The 21,568-nt window shown below is 41.8% G+C and carries 2 protein-coding genes; one reads left to right on the top strand and one right to left on the bottom strand.

All coding sequences use genetic code 11. From position 1 onward, the window contains the following. The first annotated feature begins 185 nt into the window (after positions 1-185). The gene (locus ACQK2H_RS00390; RefSeq protein ID WP_425389492.1) at positions 186-20,210 is read left to right on the top strand and encodes a LamG-like jellyroll fold domain-containing protein; all 20,025 of its coding nucleotides are present in this window, start codon (positions 186-188) and stop codon (positions 20,208-20,210) included. Positions 20,211-20,248: 38 nt separating this feature from the next. On the opposite strand, the gene ACQK2H_RS00385 is transcribed toward ACQK2H_RS00390, so the two are convergent. Continuing rightward, the gene (locus ACQK2H_RS00385) at positions 20,249-21,526 is read right to left on the bottom strand and encodes a PDZ domain-containing protein (protein WP_425389491.1); all 1,278 of its coding nucleotides are present in this window, start codon (positions 21,524-21,526) and stop codon (positions 20,249-20,251) included. Between the last annotated feature and the right edge of the window lie 42 nt (positions 21,527-21,568).

The raw sequence follows: 21,568 nt of genomic DNA, 5'->3' as shown, positions 1-21,568 counted from the left end.
ATGAAAGGTTCGTAGCATGATCACGAAAGTTGATCGAAATAATAATTTGATAAAATGTAAATGGCTTGGATAACAGTATTTTAGAGGTCATTTGTATAGAAATACCTTATTTATGGTATTCCATGCACGGATATGAAAGACTTTATTTGCTTAAAATTTAACAACCACCTTAGTCAACGTTAATTATGTTCTATTCCGCCCTTAGAAGACTACCCTTAGCTTTACTGTTATTTATCTCATTGACCTCATATGGACAAATGTCCGTGAGTTTTCAGGGACCTTCTCAAAATCAAACCGGGATACCACTTGATGCCAATATCAACCTTGGATTTGGAGAAACGGTGAATCAAATGACGGTTGATAATGGCACACCAGGGGTCATGTCAGATGACAACATTCAAATATTTGGTAGCCTTTCCGGGCAGATTGCCGGTACGTTTTCTGGTGGAGGAACCATGACGATCACTTTCGATCCCACAATTGATTTTAGGCCAGGAGAGAAGGTAACTGTTCACGTGAATGACGCAGTTTTATCAACGACACCTACTCCTGCTACTCCCACTTTTTTAGAATTTTTCGTTGAAGGGGGGCTTGCAACCGGAAACTTTCCCAATCTTACAAATATCACAGGCACTACCTCATTGATCTCTAATGATATTGAATTAGGCGATTTAGATAATGACGGCAACCTGGACTTAGTTACAGCAACCAGTGCTGGGGTTTACATATCATTAGGAGATGGGACAGGAAATTTTGGAGCTGGATCAGTTGAGACCGCTGCGTTTCCTGCTGCTTTTGTAGAACTGGCTGACTTCAATCTGGATGGTTTTCTGGATTTAGTTGTTGCAACTGAAAATGGCAGCCCCTACACGGTAGATATTTATTTAAATGATGGGGTGGCAGATCCTAATTTATTCTCCGCTACACCATCTTCCACAGTTAGTAATGTAAATGGTGGTATTAATCCTTTTTCGGGACTTGGTGTAGCCGATTTTACTCGTGATGGTGTTCCGGATGTCATATTTGGTCAGCTAGTAACAACTGCGGGTGCAGTTGAGGTTCATGAAGTTGAGGGGTCCACAGGAACATTTTTTAGCGAGGCAGCAACCGCACCTGGAAATGCAAATGCCAGAGACTTCATCATAGGAGATTTTGACAATAACGGCACACAAGATTTTGTTTTACCAATTTCCTCAGGCGCAAGTAGCATTTATTTTAATAATAGCCTAGGCGTTGGTGATCCATCTTTTAGCAATATGAGTTCAGGTATTGGCATTGAATATGGAAAAACAGCAGATTTTAACCTGGATGGATCGCTTGATTTGGCCTATTTTTTTGGTGGCGACTTACAGGTAAGAGCAGGAAACGGCACAGGAACGCCATCTTTCCCCGTTGGGTATAGCAACGCAAATGACGGTACGAAAGTAGCTGTTGGAGATATCAATGGTGATGATTTTGTTGACATAGTAACTGCAGGTGGTGGTACAGTTACGCGGCGTGTCTATTTAAATCAAGGAGCGCTTACTTTTACGATTCAAAACTTATCTTCGCTCAGTTTCATATCAGATGTTTCTTTAGGAGATGTTGACAATGATGGGATAGTGGATGCTGCCTTTGTAGAAAGTAGCGGAACTGCTTTAAATCGTATAGCACTGGGAGAACCACTTCCTTCAACCCTCACTGTTCAAAATGCCAATGATTCAGGAGTTGGCAGTTTGAGAGAAGCCATTGCTGGGATAGCCCCAGGTGGCACCATATTTTTTGACCCATCTCTGGATGGCGTGCCCATACAGCTTTCAACAATTTTGGATGTCCGTAGAGATGTAAATTTCGATGGTGGTGGCCAGGATATCATCTTAAGTGGTGACACGGATGATTCTGGAACAAACAACTTAGGTGATACTCAAATTTTGTCTGTTGACGAAGGCTACAACGTTTCGTTTACTGACATCACGTTTGAATATGGGTATGTAGACGGAGATATTGGTGGTGCATTACAAATAAATGCTGGAGCTTACGTAAGCTTAACCCAATGTACATTTAGAAACAATGTGGCAGTAAATGCCAATGGTGCAGCAGCAGCTATTGGAGTGGGTCTTGCAGACATTGATGTAGATAGATGCGTATTTGAGGATAATACTGCATTCGAAGGTGGTGGAGCTATTTATCTTATCGCTAATGATAATAGCACCAATACTGCAAATATTTATAACTCCACATTCATTAACAACACAGCTACAAATGCAGGTAGTTTTGGTGGTGCTATCATTATATCGTCAGGAGGCTCTAATACCCCTAACAATACTATTGCAACCATCTACAATTGTACATTTGATTCTAACTCAGCAGATGGGGACGGAGGAGCATTATTTTTAGGCAACTCAGTAAGCATTCCTGCTAATTCAAATACGTTTACGCTATCAAATAATACGTTTTATAACAATAACTCTGTAACGTCAAATCTTGGAGATGACATCTATGTCGGGGCAGAAAGTGATCTAAGCCTATATAATACAATCGTTGCTAGTACCGAAAGCACTGCCATAAGTGTTGATGCATTAGGGACAATATCTGCTTCATCAAATAATATCATTGCCCAGCAGCCATCTACTTTTGGTGCCATCAATTCAGGCACACTTACTCCTGCTGAAATCATCAACACTACACTTGTTCCAGGACCTTTTGGTTCGTATTTAGAATTATCTCCGTCAAGTCCAGCCTTTGATGCAGGTACTAATGCTCAGGTGCTACAGGATATTTTAGATATAGATGATGATTTTAATACTTCTGAAAACACTCCCTTTGATGCAGCAGGAAATCCAAGAGAGTGGAATCCGGCCACTACTAGTGCAGGTACCGTAGATATTGGAGCGGTTGAGTCCCAAGACCCACCTGCAGTGACTGTTACCTTTCCGAATGGGGGTGAGTCTTTTTATGAAGGAGAAATTGTTACCATCACATGGAATGAGATAAATGTGTCTCCTACAGAAGTGCTAGAGGTAGAATATAGCCTTAATGGTGGTTCATCTTATACATTCCTTACAGATAACCAGGCACAAAATTTTGCCGGACAATACAATTGGACAGTGCCGGCAGATATTTCATCAAACGTAATTGTCAGGGTAAGCAATACCAATGATGCGATATTGGATGTATCAGATGCACCTTTTGATCTTTTAGGGCCGGCTCAAAACTCGTTAGCATTCGATGGATCAGATGATTTTGTAGATATTCCAGATGCAGCTTCTTTAGACATCACTGGCGCCTTGACAGTAGAAACATGGGTGAAATTCAATGAGGCTATTCCTGCCGAAGATGTCCCTTTGGTAACCAAATGGAATGAAAATGGAGATAATAGATCCTATTTGTTGCAGCTAAATAATTCGGGTGATATTCAGTTTGCAGTTTCCGCTACAGGCTTGTCTACAACATTAGGTACAGATATTTCCACAGTGGTTACTCCTTTTACTTTCCAAACAGGAAGGTGGTATCACCTGGCCGGTGTTTTCACTCCTGGCATCAGCCTGGAAGTTTACGTGAACGGTGAATTGTACGCAACCGAAACCGCAAATATGGTTTCCACAATAAATTCTGGAACATCTCCTGTAGCATTGGCTGCATTTGGAAATTCCTTTGATAACAATAGTGTTTCAACGGGGGGTGCCCTGGAACTTGATGAAGTGAGAGTTTGGTCTACCAACCTCGATGAGGCAACCATTCAAAGTCAAATAGATATTGAACTAACAGGGTCAGAGGGAAATTTAGTAGCATACTACGATTTCAATACAGTTTCTGGCACCACAGTTTTGGATCTCACCTCAAATGCAAATGATGGTACACTTTTCAATGATTGGGATGATGCTGTACCCGCTAATGGATCAACTACTGGTCCAATTTGGACTACCTCTACTGTATTTGATACAGACGTAATATCTCCTTTTTTTACTCCAGGATATCCTCAAATAAGCAACCTTGGTGCTTCTGGATTTGACATTGACCTCATACTAAACGAGCCGAGCCGTGGATATTTTGTGGTAGTCGCAGATGGTGCACCGGCACCAAATTCGCCTGAAGTACTGGCGGGTACTGGCTCTGGTGGTTCTGGTCAACTAGCCTCCGGAAATAGCCCTACAGCCTCTTCGAGCTTTACCTTGAATGCGACCGGATTATCTGCGGGAACCGATTATGATGTATATGTGGTTGCAGCCGATGATGAAGGAATACCAAATGTACAGGGAGTACCTACACAACTAGATGTAACAACCGCTAGTCCACCATTGGCACCTACCAACCTTATAGCATACGATCTTGGTGGAGATATAGAGTTGGAATGGACGGACAATGCCACAAATGAAACAGGATTTCGTATTGAGCGAGCGGAAGATTATGCTTTCACAGTAAATGTGACAGACATCACCGCTGACGCAGGAAATCCTGGGATAGACGCCACATTTGCAACTTACACACCTTCAGCACCTCCTTATGATTTCTATTATAGAGTCACGGCAATCAACGGATTCGAAGATGCCACTAGTGAGTCATCCGTGGAGTTTGGGTACAATGCAGCATTTCCAGGTAACTCCTTAGATTTTGATGGATCAGATGACTTTATCGATGTGCCAAGCCCTGATCAATTAAGACTTGCAACAGATCTTACAGTAAGTGCGTGGGTGAATATTGCATCAGGGGCATCAGGTGATATGGATCTCATTGGATTTGGTCAAACGGCTAATAATAGAGCTTATGCAATTTCGTTGGTAGATAATGCTGATGGGACGTTTAGTGTGAAGTACCTCCATGAATATAATTCAGGTTTAATACAAGAATATACTTTTTCAAATGTCCTATCGACTAATTTCTGGTATCATATTGCGCTATCTAGAGATAACACCGCCAATACAGTAGAACTATATGTTAATGGTGTTACCAATGATGTATTTAACTATACCAATGATCCAAACAATCTTTCCGTCAGTAATCCATTTGTGATAGGAGGAACTTCTGGTGCATACTACGAAGGTCAATTAGATGCGATAAGAATCTGGGATATTGCTAAAACTGATTTTTCAGATCGGTATTCCGGTTTAATAGGAGATGAGCCTAATTTAATTGCCAATTACTCATTTGATGAGGGAACGGGAGCCACCCATGCAGTGGATCAATCCCAAAACACGAACGATGGACTTTTAAATGGGAGCATTACTTCATTACTATCATCAGCTCCGTATGGACCACCTCCAGCACCCCCAACCAATTTTATTGCCTATGAATCAGGAGGAAATATCATGATGCAGTGGACAGATAATGCTACCGATGAAACAGGTTACAAGGTAGAAGTGGCAGATGATTATGCGTTCGCTACCAATGTAAGTGATATTACGATTGTTTCAGGGAATCCAGGAGTGGACGCAACTACAGCAACATTCAATGCTTCGGGGACGGACTACTATTACAGAGTAACTGCAATAAATGGTCTTGGAGACCATTCAAGCCAATCTTCTGTGGAGTTTGCAACAACAGATGCTTTCCCTGAAAGTGCTTTGGATTTAGATGGAACAGACGACTATGTAGAAACCAGCCTATTCATTAATTATGCAAACTTTCAGAATATGACCTGGGAGTTTTGGTTGAATCCGGATGTGGTTACCGGTACATGGACAATACTCTCAGCAGATGATGGAGGCTTTGATTGGGGAATCTATATTAACAATGGAGAATATGTGGTTCAGAGTGGTTCTGGCTCATTATCCACGGGGATTGCCGCTGATCAAAACCAATGGCAGCACATTGCAGTTGCTTTTACCTCTACAGATATTACCGTTTATAAAAATGGTGTTTCCTTATATTCTAATTCAATTGATTTTTCAGGAAGCGCTACTTCTAATCCATTAAACATTGGTAGGAACCCTGGTTTTCCAGGATCTGAATTCGATGGGCAAATCGATGAAGTCAAAATCTGGGAAGATTCTACAAAATCAAATTTTTCTGATCGTTTTTCTCCGGCCATAGGAAATGAACCCAAACTAGCAGCTTATTATCCCTTTGATGAAGGGGTTGGCGCAACTCATGCGATAGACCGATCTATCAATACCTATGATGGTATTTTGAATGGAGGAGTCAATTCGGTTACTTCAACAATCTTTACCGATGGTGTTGTAATTAACACAAACGATTCAGGACTGGGCTCCTTGAGAGCCGCTATTGACTATGCAAATGCTAACCCCAGCACAACAATTACATTTGATATAGCTGGTGTTGGCCCGTGGAACATTGATTTGCAGTCTGCATTGCCGCAGATCACAGCAAACAATACCATAATCGACGGAACCACGCAACAGGGATGGGCTTTTGGTAATGGCGCTACAATGGTCACCATAGATGGATCCGCTGTGCCTGTGAATAATCATGGTATCGATATTGATGCTTCTGGAGTAGAGGTCTATGGAATGATTATAACCGGATTTACTGGGGGTACAACCTACGGTGCTATCAACCTGGAGTCTGATGTTGCTGACAATGTCACTATCGGAGGAAATGCAGCTGGAAATGTTATTCATGGCAATGGAGTGAATGGTATTTACATAGATGGAGCAGATGGTGCAACCATTCAGGGTAACTGGATCGGTACGGATGACGGTACTTCAAGGTCTGAAAATACACAAGATGCCATTTCAGTTACCGGAACATGTGATAACCTGACCATTGGAGGCAATTTTGGTAGTGGTCTCGGAAATGTGATTTCAGGTGCCGGTAATGGAAGTTATGGTATTACGACTGTAGGCGGAGGCAGCAACTTACTTATTCAGGGAAATTACATAGGAACAAGCTCAACTGGAAATGCCCAAATTTATAATGAAGGAGGAGGTATCAATATTGGAGGTACTTACACTTTTACAATAGGTGGTGTATCTGCAGGATTAGAGAATATTGTTTCCGGGAACAATACCGATATTAATGCTGATGGTATAGTCATTGGCAATTCTTCTACTGGGTCAATTCAGAATAATATCATTGGACTAGCGGCAAATGGTAATGCACTGGGTAATGGAGGTAATGGTATCGCACTTTTGGCAGGGTCCAATAACGTAACAGTAAGTGGGAATACTCTCTCAAGTAATGGCGCAGCAGGTATTGCCATAGGAGGCGGCACAGTCAATGATCATACGGTCACCAACAACATTATTGGTTTAACATCTGATGGGTTAACTCCTCGAGGTAATACGACCCATGGAATAAATGTATCCGGAACAAGTGGTACTAACATTACTATAACAGGGAATACGATTGGGGCAAATCTTGACGATGGTATCCATATTTCCATGGATCAAACAGGTCTGGATATTAGTGGAAATCATATTGGAGTAGATATAAATGGAAATGGAAATCTATCTTTAGATACGGATGGAGTAACTGTTCTTACAGATAACCCAATAGGGAATAAAGCAAGTGGAATTTACCTAAATGTGATTGATGGTTCCAGTACAAACAATAGCATAACAAACAATACAATTTCCGGTAATGGAATTGTTGCTGAAAGTGCTTTTGCCGGAACCGGTAGTGGAATAACTATTAATCTAGGAGTCAATAACGTAACCATCCAGGGCAATAGAATTGGAGTTGAAGCCGATGGTGTAACCAAACTTAAAAACATTAACTCAGCCATCTATATCAATAGCCCTGGAAGCAATAGTGGTTTAATAATTGGTGGAGAAGGTGTTGGAGAGGAAAATATCTTAGGATATAGTGGCGATTATGGAATCCAGTTAGTTGGGACTGAATCAAACAATTTCCAGATTTACGCAAATGAATTCATTTGTAATGAAAAGGGTGGCATAAGCTACAATTCCACACCTGACATTGATGCACCGGTCATAACATTTATTTCACCTTCATCTATATCAGGGACAACAACAGCAGAAGACAATTCGAATATCTTTATTTATGAGGCGGACACATGCGCTTTCGACCAAGGAAAATTAATTGTTTCTGCTATTGATGCAGTTAGTGGGGGATCGTGGACGATAGGAAGTGGTTCTTTCGACCCAACGAAACAGTACTTAGCTGTTGTTGTAGATGATGAAATCGCTGGAATAAGGAGTACTTCTGAATTTTCAGCTCCGGCTTCTATTCCAGCTTCAGTTGTTACAAATACAAACGATACCGGAATAGGTTCGCTACGAGAAGCAATCAATTATGCCAATGCCAATCCAGGCACTACTATCACATTTGATATCTCCTCTGGACCGTATGTAATCAATCTCGGATCTGCACTTCCACAGATTACTGCAAACAATACCATAATCGACGGAACAACCCTTCCTGCATGGAGCTTTGGAAGTGCTGCTACTATGGTCACAATCAATGGTTCAGGCATAGGAGGAAATGCGAACGGAATAAACATTGATGCTGCAAATGTCGAAGTATACGGGCTTATTTTGACGGGCTTTAGCGGAAATTCCACTAATGGAAACATCTATTTGGCATCAGATGCTGCTGATTTTGCAATTATTGGGGGTTCAGGTACAGGAAACATAATTCATGGATCCGGGGGTAATGCAATTTATATTGTCCATGGGGATAGTGCTGTCATTCGAGGAAATAGAATAGGAACACTGAATGGTAGCACCCTATCTGCTATTGGTGATCATGGTATTGCAACTACAGGGGAAATCGATGACCTGATCATAGGTGGTGATTTCTTTGCTGGAGAAGGTAACCTTATTTCAGGAGCACCTGCCTTCAGATATGGTTTAAATCTTTTCGGATCCGGTGGAGGTACAGGCCTCTCAAATGTTGAAATCAAAGGAAACAAAATAGGAACCAACGACTCAGCGAATGGTGCTATAGCCAACACCCTTGGCGGTATTAACATACTTGGCACAGTAAATGGAGTTGAAATAGGAGGACCATCTCCAAGTGATCTAAATATCATCTCCGGAAATGGTGATCATGGTATTATTATTCAAGCTGGAAACACTTTTGACATTGATGGTAACTACATAGGTCTGCAATCCGATGGATCATCTGCGTTGGGCAATGCTGGTTCGGGTATTCGAATCAATGGAGCCGCAGTAAACGTGAACATCGGTACCATCAGCCAAAACCTCATTTCTGAAAATGCTGAGTTTGGAATAGTATATGATGGAAATACTTCATCCAACACAGCTCTTGGCACCAATATTTTCAGTTGTAACGCAAATGGTGGAATCGGATATGGTTCTGGACCGCTAACTCCAGGAGCAACTATTGATGCAATGGACTTTGGTACTGCACTAGTATCTACGGCAGCAGCAGATGGTAGCAGCGTATATGTCTATTACGCCGACGATGGATGTAGCAACGATCAAGGTATCGCTTTTGCAGGCACAGGGGTTGTTTCAAGTGGTCAGGCTGTTGTTAGCGGTGGATTTGCACCTAATTCACATTATGTTGCTCTTGTAGAAGATGTGAATGGGTATTCTACTTTTTCATCGCCGTACTTTGCGAATTTTGTAATGGTAACCAACACAAACGATACCGGAACTGGATCATTTAGAGCCGCTATTGATTCAGCAAACCTGTACCCTGGTGCCAGCATCTATTTCAACATTGCAGGTGGAGCTCCTTGGGTAATCAATCTTGCGTCAGATCTTCCTAACCTCTCAGCACAAGGCACTATCATTGATGCTACTACACAACCAGGATGGGACATTAGCACAGGCGAAATACCACAAATCAATGGTGGAGGAACAGCGAGTATCGGACTGAACTTCACTTCTAACAATGAGGTAGAAGTCTACGGACTTCACATTGATAACTTTACAGTTGCAGGCATCCGGTTCAATGTTACAGGAGGTACCCCAGATGGTTATACCATTGGTGCTCCATCCAAAGGCAACATTATTACAAATTCAGGCTCTGCAGGGATCAGCATTTTGTCCTATTTGGGAGGTGGCACCATTCAGGGTAATTACATCGGAATTATGCCGGACAGTACAGCCGGATGGATGAGCAACACTAATGGTATTAGTTTGGGTACAAACGCTGACAATGCACAAATTGGAGGTTTAACCCCCGGTGAAGAGAATGTGATTTCGAATAATACCACTGCCGAGATCAGCATTAGTGGAGGAGATAACGCCATTGTACAGGGTAATATACTTGGGCTTACCCCTGATGAGTCAGCAGCAGCGGGAGCAGGAAACGGTATAAATATCAATGGTTCAGATGGAGCAACCATCGAACAAAATGTTATTTCAGGCCATACCACAGGGATTAGATTTAACAACTCCAGTGGCCACACGGTCATAAGAAATAATATAGGAGTTTCCTCAGATGGGTCTACTCCATTTCCAAACTCCAATGGAATTCACATGATTAGCAACCTGAATTCCGACAACAACATTATTGGATCCAATACCATTACAGGGGATGGAAACATTATTGCCGAGAACACCACCAATGCGATATTAATTGAAGGTTCTGGTAACAACGGAAATCAAATTCAACGAAATTCCATTTACAATAACGCAGCAGGTATCACATTAGGTAGTGGTGCGCATAATGGTATTCTCCCACCGGCTATCGATCCTATTACAGTAGGTAGCACTGTTTCAGGTACAGGTACAAATGGCGATGAAATTGATCTTTACTATGATGATTCAAATGGACAGGGTAACCTTTATTTAGGTTCAGCTACAGTATCTGGAGGCACATGGAGTATCGGGTCATTATCCCTCAATGGAGGTGATCGGGTAGTCGCTACAGCTACAAACGCAACAGACGGAACATCTGAGTTTAGTACTGCAGCAACATTCACATTTAATTATCCTATCGCAGAAGGAGCAGGTGAGGCGCTTTACTTTGATGGAGTAGATGATTATGTTGAAATTTCTTCTCTGGATGTTGATGGGTGGAACGAAATATTGGTAGAGGCATGGATCAAGCCGGATGACATTCCTAATGGCCCGGGCAATCAATATGCTACCATTGTAGGTAAAGGATCGTATGGCCCAGCTGGAAACACAGCCTTTGCATTATACCTTTTTGGAAGTGATGCTTCACCATTTTCAGAATTAAGAGCACGGGTAGACAATGGAAGCCAAGTGGAGGAAGTCACCTACGATGCAAATAATCTTTTTGCTGGAGAGTGGGTACATGTTGCCATGTCCTGGACTTCTGGTAATTCAGTTGAATTGTATGTAAATGGAGTTCTTGTCGATAGCAGTTCTCCATTATCAGGAACCATTAACTCAGTCGGCGACAATATTTTAATAGGATCAAGTTCGAACGGCAGTGAGTTGCTTTTTGAGGGTGAGATCGATGAAGTTAAGATATGGGACAAACGGCTTCAGGAAAATGGCATCAGGCAATATTTGGCTAAAAAGGTGACAGATACCCACCCTGACTACTCTAACCTTGTTGCATATTATCGAATGGATGATAGCGGAGATGCGCTAAACCTAAACGATTTTAATGGAGTAAATAATGGAACAATTAATGGTGGAATGTCTTATGTACTATCAGGCGCTCACTTGGGTAATGACAGTTTCTATGATTACCTATATGCTGTTGGTGAAGGAAGAAACCTTGATAATTTCAGGGTAACCAATCTGGGGACTGCCAACCTTCCACTACATATCTATCGAGTGAGTGGTACACCGGCAAATAATACGATCTCTGGATTTGATAACATAGCTGACACAGCTTATTATGGAGTATTTGCTCCTGGTCAAACCTACGATGTGAGCGATAGTATTGGAAACCTAACATCAGACCGTCGAATCGTATTTAGAAACGATGGGGCTGACCCAGCCTGGACCAGTATAAGTGGACCACTAGGAGTTGATCTTGATGACGATCAGGTATTTGCATATGGTCAGTCAGGCAGTGGTCAATTTGCTACAGCGATCGATCAAGATCCTTATCCTACCCCAGTGGATGCAGGGTATGCGTTACGATTTGATGGAGTTGATGATGAAGTCATTATGACTGGGGGTGATACATATGAATTTATTCAAAACACCGGTGTTTTCAGTTTTGAATTTTGGCTAAAAATCAATGATCTGACTCAGTTAAATCAGACAATAGCCTCTACTGCATTTTCAACAGTACATCGCGGATTCTTCATAAACTATGCAAATACCGGCTACAATGCACAAAGTTTACGTATTGCAATCTTAAGAGGGGCTAGTGGTCAATATGTCATTGATGCAAATACCCCGGCAAATTACGTAGATGACACCAATTGGCACCACTATGCGATAGTGAGTGATGGATCTAACTTAACAATCTATAAAGACGGAGTTCCGACAGCACTTGGAGCTATTGGCACCTTGTCTGCAGGACCTGCCACAAACGATTTTGCACTGGGCACCTATGATGGCCAAGCTGGTTCAATTTTGGACGGAGATTTGGACGAAGTGAGAATCTGGGAAATTCCTCTTTCTGAGACCAATATCCGGGATCACATGATTGGAAAAATTGATGCAGATTTTGATAGCCTCAACCACTTGGTAGCCTACTATCGATTTGATGAAAACAGTGGATCGGTTGCTACCAATCTTGCAGGAGATTCTGACGGGACTGTAACTGGTGCAACACCTGTTATTTCGGGGGCACCACAGGGTCAAGGAAGCATTTATTCATACGAAGGAACACCAGGCGTTTTAAATACTGCCCAGTTCGGAGAGGACATTAATGTCTACTACGATGATGCTACAGGAGGTATCCATGGCTATGTCGTTCAGGGTAATCCAAACCAACTACAGGCGGATGGTTTTGATGATTTAGATCAAGGTAAATATTATGGTGTCTTTGCTCCGGGTGGACAAAAAGTAGATCTCCGCATGGACTATAACGGAGCAAACGACCCACAAAGACGAATTGTCTATCGGAAGGATGCAACAGATAATGCTGCAAGCGGAGGTTGGGAACGATTATCAGGATTAATCAATACAAGCGATGTGGCTGACTCGGTATTTGCTTACAATGTGCCTACAGGTGAAGTTTCTACAGCAGTATTAAATCCTCCAAGCAGCTATCCAGTTCTTTCAAACTCAGACCCTGGCAGTGCATTAAGTTTTGATGGTGTAGATGATTATGTTCAATCGCCAAGTGATTTACTTAATCATTCTGAGGGGACAATTGAGGCCTGGGTTAAGCTGAAAGATGTAACTGGATTCAATGACATTTTAGGGTACGGCGTAGATCAAAATAACTATTTTGTAGTTTCTGTTGAAAATGGATTGATCAATCATTTTCTCAAATCAGGTGGCACAATTCATTGGCTGTATTCTGCTGATTCTGGAAATGAGCTTGACACGGCGACCTGGTATCATCTAGCCTTTGTGCATGATGGTGTATCACCTTCAATGTACATTAATGGAGTAGCAGTTCCACAAACCTTGACTGGAGGGGTAGGAAACAATACCAATTATACTGATCAGCTAGGAGCCGGAAATAATTTGCTTATTGGTGCTGGTCAACAAAACACAATTGTCAATTTTTTCGATGGAGAAATTGACGAGGTTCGAATATGGAATGCCGAGTTGTCTGCTGGCGACATAGCTGCTTTTGCAAATACCACAGACATCTCCACTCATCCGAATTACTCCGATATGGTGGCCTATTACAAATTTGACGATGGAACAGGCTCTACAATTTTGGAAGACGTATTTGCAAACAATGACGGTACACTCACCAACATGGATGAGAATACGGACTGGGTAGGTTCAGGAGCTTTAGCTAACGCACCACAGGAAAATGCTTTGAATTTTGACGGTACAGATGATTACCTGTCATTTACAAGACAAGCATTCCCGACTGGACTAACCTATGAAGCATGGATTAACACCAGCTCAGCAGCAAACACAACTTTATATAATGGGAATCCAGCACTGGTAGTCGTTGGAGATAATGATAATTCTGTTGAAGGAGCATTCGGCGTGCATGATGGAAAAGTCAGATACACTCATTGGACAGGCTCGGGAATCATCTTCGATCAGATTGATGGTACAGTTACAGTGAATGACGGCTTATGGCACCACATTGCAGTTACGCATGAACAAGGGTCCAATGAAGTGAGACTGTATGTAGATGGAATATTGGATACGATCGCTTATACAACGAACTATTTCACAACAGTCGCTGCGAATAGAATAGGAAGTAGCTATCTGAATGGCTCTGGTAATGACAATTTCTTTGCCGGGGATATTGATGAGGTTCGTATTTGGGATTCCGTAATCGATGAAGCAGATATCAGGGCTTTTCTATACAATGATAATCTAGGTTCGCATCCAAATAATGCAAACCTGGTACTACACTATAATTTCAATCAGGGAGATGCGGGTAATGATAATGCTGGTGAAACTGCAGTTTTAGACCAATCAAGCAATACGCTAGATGGCACATTGAATGGATTTACTTTAAATGGAGCTTCATCTAATTTCATTTCATCGAATGCCTTTGTACACACTCCATCAGCATCCTCGCTGCAAGCGTCAAATATTACTGTGTCCAATGTGACTGAATCCTCTGCGGATATTACATGGAACAATGGAGATGGTCAGCGTAGGATCGTGGCATTATTTGAAGGAATAGAAACTGAGATGCCAATACCTTCTGATAACCAATTTTTCAATGCGGACCCAATGTTTATGGGTGATGGAGACATTGTTGATGGGACATGGTATGCGGTTTACAATGGCTATGGAGATTCAGTATCTGTTACAGGCCTAAATGCTGGTCAAGATTATACAGTAGCAGTTCTGGAAGTAAATGGACCTGCTGGTCAGGAAGCATATAATTCTGGAGCTGACACAGACAATCCGGTGAATTTTAGCACGAATGTGGCTAATTCAAACTTTGCCCTAGACTTTGATGGAATTAATGATCAGGTGCAGGTTGCTAGCCCGACAGGTTTCCCGGTTGGGTCAGCTCCACGAACGCTTGAATTATGGATTAAATCAAACGTAGACCTGACCTCTGATACAGATCACGGAATCGTTCAGTATGGTACAACATTGAATGGCCAAATGTTTGGGCTCATTACTTCTTCAAATGCACCTGGCAAGCTTTATTTCTTTGGAAACAATGCAGACCTGGCTGGAGTAACCGACTTGGTTCAGGATCAATGGTATCATGTAGCTATAACATATGATGGCACAGATTTGAATCTCTATCTGGATGGTAATCTGGAAGCAACAAGCACTGAAGCATTGAATACTGTAATGAGTGGTGAGGGATTAACAATTGGCAGAAGAGCTGGACTAGAGAATTTCTGGGATGGACAAATAGATGAGGTCAGATTATGGGATTATGCACGTACTGAGACCGAAATTCAAGAAGACATGAACAATCAATTGTTTGGAAATGAGCCGGGTCTGGTAGCGTATTATCCATTTCTAGATGGAACGGGCAGCACAAATGTAACTGATATAACTATTGGCAGTAATGATGGTACGCTAATTGACATGGATGAAAATACGGATTGGGTGGCAGGACCAACACTTAACCCACCTACTCCTGGGCCGATTTATTTTGAGAATTTTAATGAAGACCCATTGCCGGTTACATCAAACACGGGTTACTTTCTTATCGATAAGGAAGCATGGAACGGACAAGGTGTCCTAGAGGCAGGTAGTGCCAACGCAGTTGGATCAACTGGTAATGCTATGCAAATAGAAGCGGCAGGAGGTAACTTCTTGCAGACACCAACATTTGATCAGGTAAATACGCTTGCTTTTTGGTTAAAAGGAGATGGAACAGGAGGATCATACGATATCTATCTATCCGATGATGGTGGTGAAACATTTACAAATCTCTATGATAATGTGACTACTACAGCCTCGTATGAAGAATATACGGGATCATTACCAACAGACTATACAGGACCAATAAGAATTGTATACGAATCAGGTACTTCACCACTATTTGTGGATGATTTGAGTGTTGATGGAGAAATTTTATATCCTGAAATAACTATTTCAACAATATCAATTGGCGACCAGACGTACGCTCAAGGAGAAGAAGACGCATTGATTTATAAAGTTCGTGCGGACGTTGCTAATTCACTGGCTGTTTTTGAAGGTCTTTATTTGGTTATTTCGGGTGCAGATTCACTGGATTTTCAACTGGATGGATTTAAATACTATCAAAATATCGGTGCTGATGACTTTGCTTCTGCCACATTGATGGATAGCAGCTCGTGGAGTCCTGGAGATCCTGTTCCTAATGGTGCGATCGGCCAACTATTCACCGATTTTTACCCGGCCGGAACATCTGTATTCTATTATGTTACGGCCGACATTAGTGGATCTGCCGCGTTAGGTACTTTCACTGTAGATCTACCGGATGTTGATAATTTTGGTTTTGGGGATAGTGAAAAACTTGATGGCGGGCTAACTGCAGGAGACAATTTTACAATTCAAGCTCCTACAATTCCGGATGCAACATTTAGCACAATTCCGGTAGCAGGAGGAGATCTTGACCAGGGATCTGCAGACAATTTAATTTATCAATTTAGCATTAGTGCAAGTGGTGGAAACATCACGAAAAATGGAATGATCGTTGCTGTTGGAGGGGACGCTATTTCTTCTGATTTCAGTGCAAACGGGTGGAAATTATACGAAAGTGTAAATACAGACACAGGTATTGGAGGTGCTTCATTGATCGCTTCTACCAATATTGGGGACGTAGCTGCTGATAGCGTTGGTTTTCCAATGAGTGGAGATATTTTGGATGGAGATACTCACTACTTTTATATAGCAGTAGATATTGATGCGGCTGCAACGCCTGACCATGCGTTCAATGTGGTTCTATGGAATGGTGATCCAACTGAAAGCATAGGGTTGGATGATCCTAAAAACAAAGTAGATGGTGGTTTTGTAGATGGAAATACGTTTACGATTCAGGATGTTGACACCACCTCACCTACTCCAATCATATCTACAGTTGAAGTCAGCCCAACCAATGCCAATCCAATTCCGATCGAAATTGACTTTGGAGAGTCAGTTGTTGGGTTTGACAGTACAGATCTGGTAATTGGAAATGGAACTGCTCAAAACTTTGTTGATCTGGATGGACAGAATTACACGGTTGACATTGTTCCAGCTGCAGATGGAGTTATCACAGTGGATATTGCGGATTCTGTAGCACAGGACTTGGCTGGAAACGAAAACCTTGTAGCTGCCCAGTTTAGCATTGAGTACGATGGGTCAGGCCCGTCTATCACATTTGATCAGGATGGCTTAACTGTGAATGACACCAATCTATCAGGTACAATAAGTGATACGACCGACGTAATTCAAATATCTGTGGATGGAGGAAGCACCTTGTCTCCTGCATCAAACGAAGGAGATGGAACATGGTCCTATGCTTTAAACGCAGACCCTAATTTCATTGGTGATGGTACGTACACTATTTACCTGGATGCTACCGATACGCTGGGTAATCAAACCATTGTTTCAACAGGCACGGTAACAATAGACCAAACCGGTCCTTCCATTACTTTTGATCAGGATGGTCAGACGCTAAATGTGACCGACTTGTCAGGAACGACAAGTGATGTTAATGATGTCATACAAATTTCACTAGATGCTGGATCAACACTAACAACAGCGACAAATAATGGTGATGGCACCTGGTCATACGATATAAGCACCGATCCAAACTATGTGGGTAATGGCGCTTATGGAATTTATTTGGATGCAGCCGACAGTCTTGGTAATCAAACCATTCTTTCAACAGGAACAGTGACCATTGATTTGCTAGGGCCTGCTATCACTTTTGCACAGGATGCTCAAACGACCAATGACACTAACATTTCAGGAACCATTAGCGATCCTACTGATGCGATCTTACTATCTCTGGATACAGGAAACACACTTAGTGCAGTGACAAATAATGGTGATGGCACATGGTCTTATGATTTAAGTACAGATCCTAATTTTGCAGGAGACGGACTATATAATATTTATCTGGATGCAACGGATACCCTCGGTAATCAAACCATAAATTCAAGCGGTACGGTTACGATCGATCAAACAGCACCAATCATTGATGTTGATTTATATGGAACCTCAATTTCAAGTCCACAGGTTACAGGTACCATTGATGATCCCACAGCGACAATAGAAGTGACTGTAAACGGGGAAACAAATCCAGCAACTAATGTTGGAGATGGCACATGGGTGCTCGCTGCAGGAGTTCTTTCAGATTTGGATGACGGCACTTATGAAGTACAGGCTACTGCTACTGACCTTGCAGGCAATGTGGGAACGGATCCATCGTCAGAAGAGTTGGTGATCAGTCAGGACATTACCGCATTGAAAGCCACTCAAATAACACCAACGAGCTTTAGGGCAAACTGGAGTGAAGGGCTAGATGTGCAATCATATCAGCTGGATGTATCTACTGAAAGCGATTTTTCAAGCTTCGTTTCAGGGTATGAGAATCTTTCTGTGCCGGCTACAAGTCGATCAATTACAGTCAGTGGCTTGGACTTCTCTAGTTCATATTATTACCGGGTGAGATTAGTGAATACCGCTAGTCAGGTGTCTTCGAACTCAAATACCCGTTCGGTAAAAACATCGGTGGACCTTCCTACACTTGCAGATTCACTAGCGCTAGTTCAAATCTATGACGCAATAAACCCACAGGGTTTAAATTGGGAGTCTGCACGATTACGTGACTGGGACGGCATCACATTGGATGCAAACCGAACGAGAGTCAACGTGGTGAATATTAGTGGAACGCAGGCAGCAGGTGATATGCCAAATCCATTTACCGGTGACGCGCTAGCTAATAGTGGACTAAGTGAGATGACGGGTATGGATGCATCAACCAATCAAATCACTGGCTTGATGGACTTTAGTGCCACTTCGATTTCGACACTATTCATAAATGAAAATGCTCTTCAGTTTGATGACTTGGAACCGGTGGTAGCTTTGGGTATTACGACATTGGATTATTCTGATCAAGAAAGTATAAGTTATAATGAAGCTACAAGTGGAAGCGCTATCGAGGTGAGGTATTCTAATAATTACACACTTTCTATAACTGTGGGTGGAAGCAGTAATGAATATGCCTGGTTTAGAAATGATGTAAGCATTTCTTCGGGATCACAATTTGGCATTGGAGGTCCGGAAGCAGTGATTCAAAGTATTGATTACGACAATATGGGTGAGTTTAGGACTGAAGTGACCAACCCGTTAGTTCCGGGGCTAACACTCAACGTTGACCCACAAATTGTGTGGGCCGTGGCAGATATGGTTGTATCTGTAGTCGATGGAAATGGTGATCCGCTCACTGACCCTATTGATGGGTATATGCTCGAGGCAGTAAGAAGGTCACAAGGATTTGATACACTGGAAGTTGTTTTAGATGCTCCGCCATCCACATTCACCTTCCCGGACGTAGTGCTTGGAAATTACATTACAGCCATCAACTCTAATCCTGAGCTTTACATTCCAACTTACTTCGGAGATGTATTCGAATGGGGTGAAGCTGATACTTTGTTCTTCAGAAGCGATGACGTGATTACAATGACCATGACGGAAGTTCCGGATGAGCTTACTGAAGGTCCCGGTACTTTGGACGTGCTAATCGAAGAAGATTTTGGAGATGAAAACACTCGAATAGATGCAAGAAGAAGAGCAGCTAAGCGTAAATGTGGACTGAGAAAAAGAAGAAGAGGGGGTCGTACCGGACAGGATGACGATGAATTTGAATTAATTGCATATGGTGAAACAGATGAAAATGGTGAGTTCCAATTTGGTTTCTTACCTTCTGGAACATATAGATTCTTCGTTGAATATCCTGGTATTCCGCTGGATGAATCATCATTTGTTCAATTTGAAGTAGGAGAAGAAGGCATTAGTGATACAGATTTCAAACTTCAGGCGTTTGCCACAGAAGAGGGCATTCAGGTTGAGATTGAAGCTGTATTAGGTGTAATCCTGGAGTACTTCAAAGACCTATCGATCTTCCCTAATCCGTCCAGAGAATATCTAAATATCAGGTACAGACATCTGAAATCTTCTGATGTAACAGCTCAGTTGGTGGATTTATCCGGTAATACAAAATGGTCTACAGAACTTAGAAACGGTTTTGATGGTGAGCTGAGAATAGATGTTAGCGGATTTGAGGAAGGAGTCTATATCCTAAGGTTCTACGATAGAGAAAGCCCGAATGAAAATGTGGTTAGCTTTAGAGTAATCGTAAGAAATTAGATGGTTTAAAGGCGTGTGATATTTAATTGTCACCGCCTTTATATGATTCTCTTTAAGCGAAATTTTACTTTTTTCTTTTCTCCGTCACGAAGAATTACAACTCTGATTTTTCTGCCGTCTCTAGATTGAAGTAAGTTGTAGATTTCTGATAGCGAGTTGGACCTCAGGTTTCTTCCATTGATTCTTTGAATAACATCACCTGGTCTAATATCAGCCTTGAAGGCGGGCCCATCAGGATTTACAGTGACGACTTTAAGCGTATCTAATGAAGGGCCAACTGCATTAAGGGTCATACCACTCATGTCATATTCAAACTTATCACGGTATTTATCTCCTTTAGTCAGGTACATTTTTTTGGAGCTATAATCAAAGGTTACATTGAACCGGTTAAGAAGCTCACCACCAAAAGTGCCCACTCTTGCTCCTCTTTTTATCACCTTATTATAGGCACCATCAAATGGGGCTGCTACCAGCATTCGACTAAAATCAAAACAATCAATTTTCACTGAATCCATTCTTCCAATATAGCCTGGTATTTCACCAGCTATCCCTCTACCAAGCCTGGTTACAATGGTTTTTTCCGGCAGGTCTACTCCATCGAGAAAATTATAGTCTATCAGAGCTGCATGACTGGCTCCCGTATCCACCATTATATCAAGACTTGTTTTTTGATTATCCTGTTTTATTGTGGCATTAATAAATGGTTTTGATCCTCTAATCTCAATTGGGATTTCGGTGGCTCGTCTGCTTGCTTTGAATCTACTGGGATCAATTAAGGTAATCTCATTATCGTCGTAATTGATTTCTACAACAAACCGTGAAAAAATATCATATCCTATAATTCCATGTACGTCATCCCCGATATTTTCAGAAAGCTGAAGGTAGTCTTCTTTTAGCACCAACATATTCATATTAGTACCTACCACACCTCCAGGGAGACTAAATGTTACTTGATTAGCAATAAATGCTTCTACAGAATCTATTAAGCCGGGTCCGTCGATTGTAATTTCCCTGATATAATTAACATCCAGAATATCAGCATACAATTTCTCTGTTAAAATGGCATTTTCAACCCCGGTATCCAGAATGAATTTTAAAGTAAGAAAGCGATTGATTGTAATTGGAATAACAATCAGGTTGTTATGCTGCTCAAATGGTATCGTAATCTTTTTTGCATCAGCAGGCATCTTAAAGCCAAACTCTTTCTGCCCGGAAGCGGAAGAGCAAAAGCATGTATTGATCAACAAGATGAATGCAACCAGACTTGTAATCGGATTTCTCATATAAAAACCTCTTAAGTAGTGAAGTACACTCATCTAACAACACGGATAAAATCCAACCCTTATTTAGACCTTAAA

The sequence above is a fragment of the Ekhidna sp. genome, from assembly GCF_965228795.1.
Taxonomy (GTDB): Bacteria; Bacteroidota; Bacteroidia; order Cytophagales; family Cyclobacteriaceae; genus Ekhidna.
This window is presented reverse-complemented; position numbering and strand designations above follow the sequence as displayed.

What these genes read in the sequence shown, in the direction of transcription:
- ACQK2H_RS00385 (WP_425389491.1), bottom strand. Translation starts at nt 21,526, where the DNA reads ATGAGTGTACTTCACTACTTAAGAGGTTTTTATATGAGAAATCCGATT.
- ACQK2H_RS00390 (WP_425389492.1), top strand. Translation starts at nt 186, where the DNA reads ATGTTCTATTCCGCCCTTAGAAGACTACCCTTAGCTTTACTGTTATTT.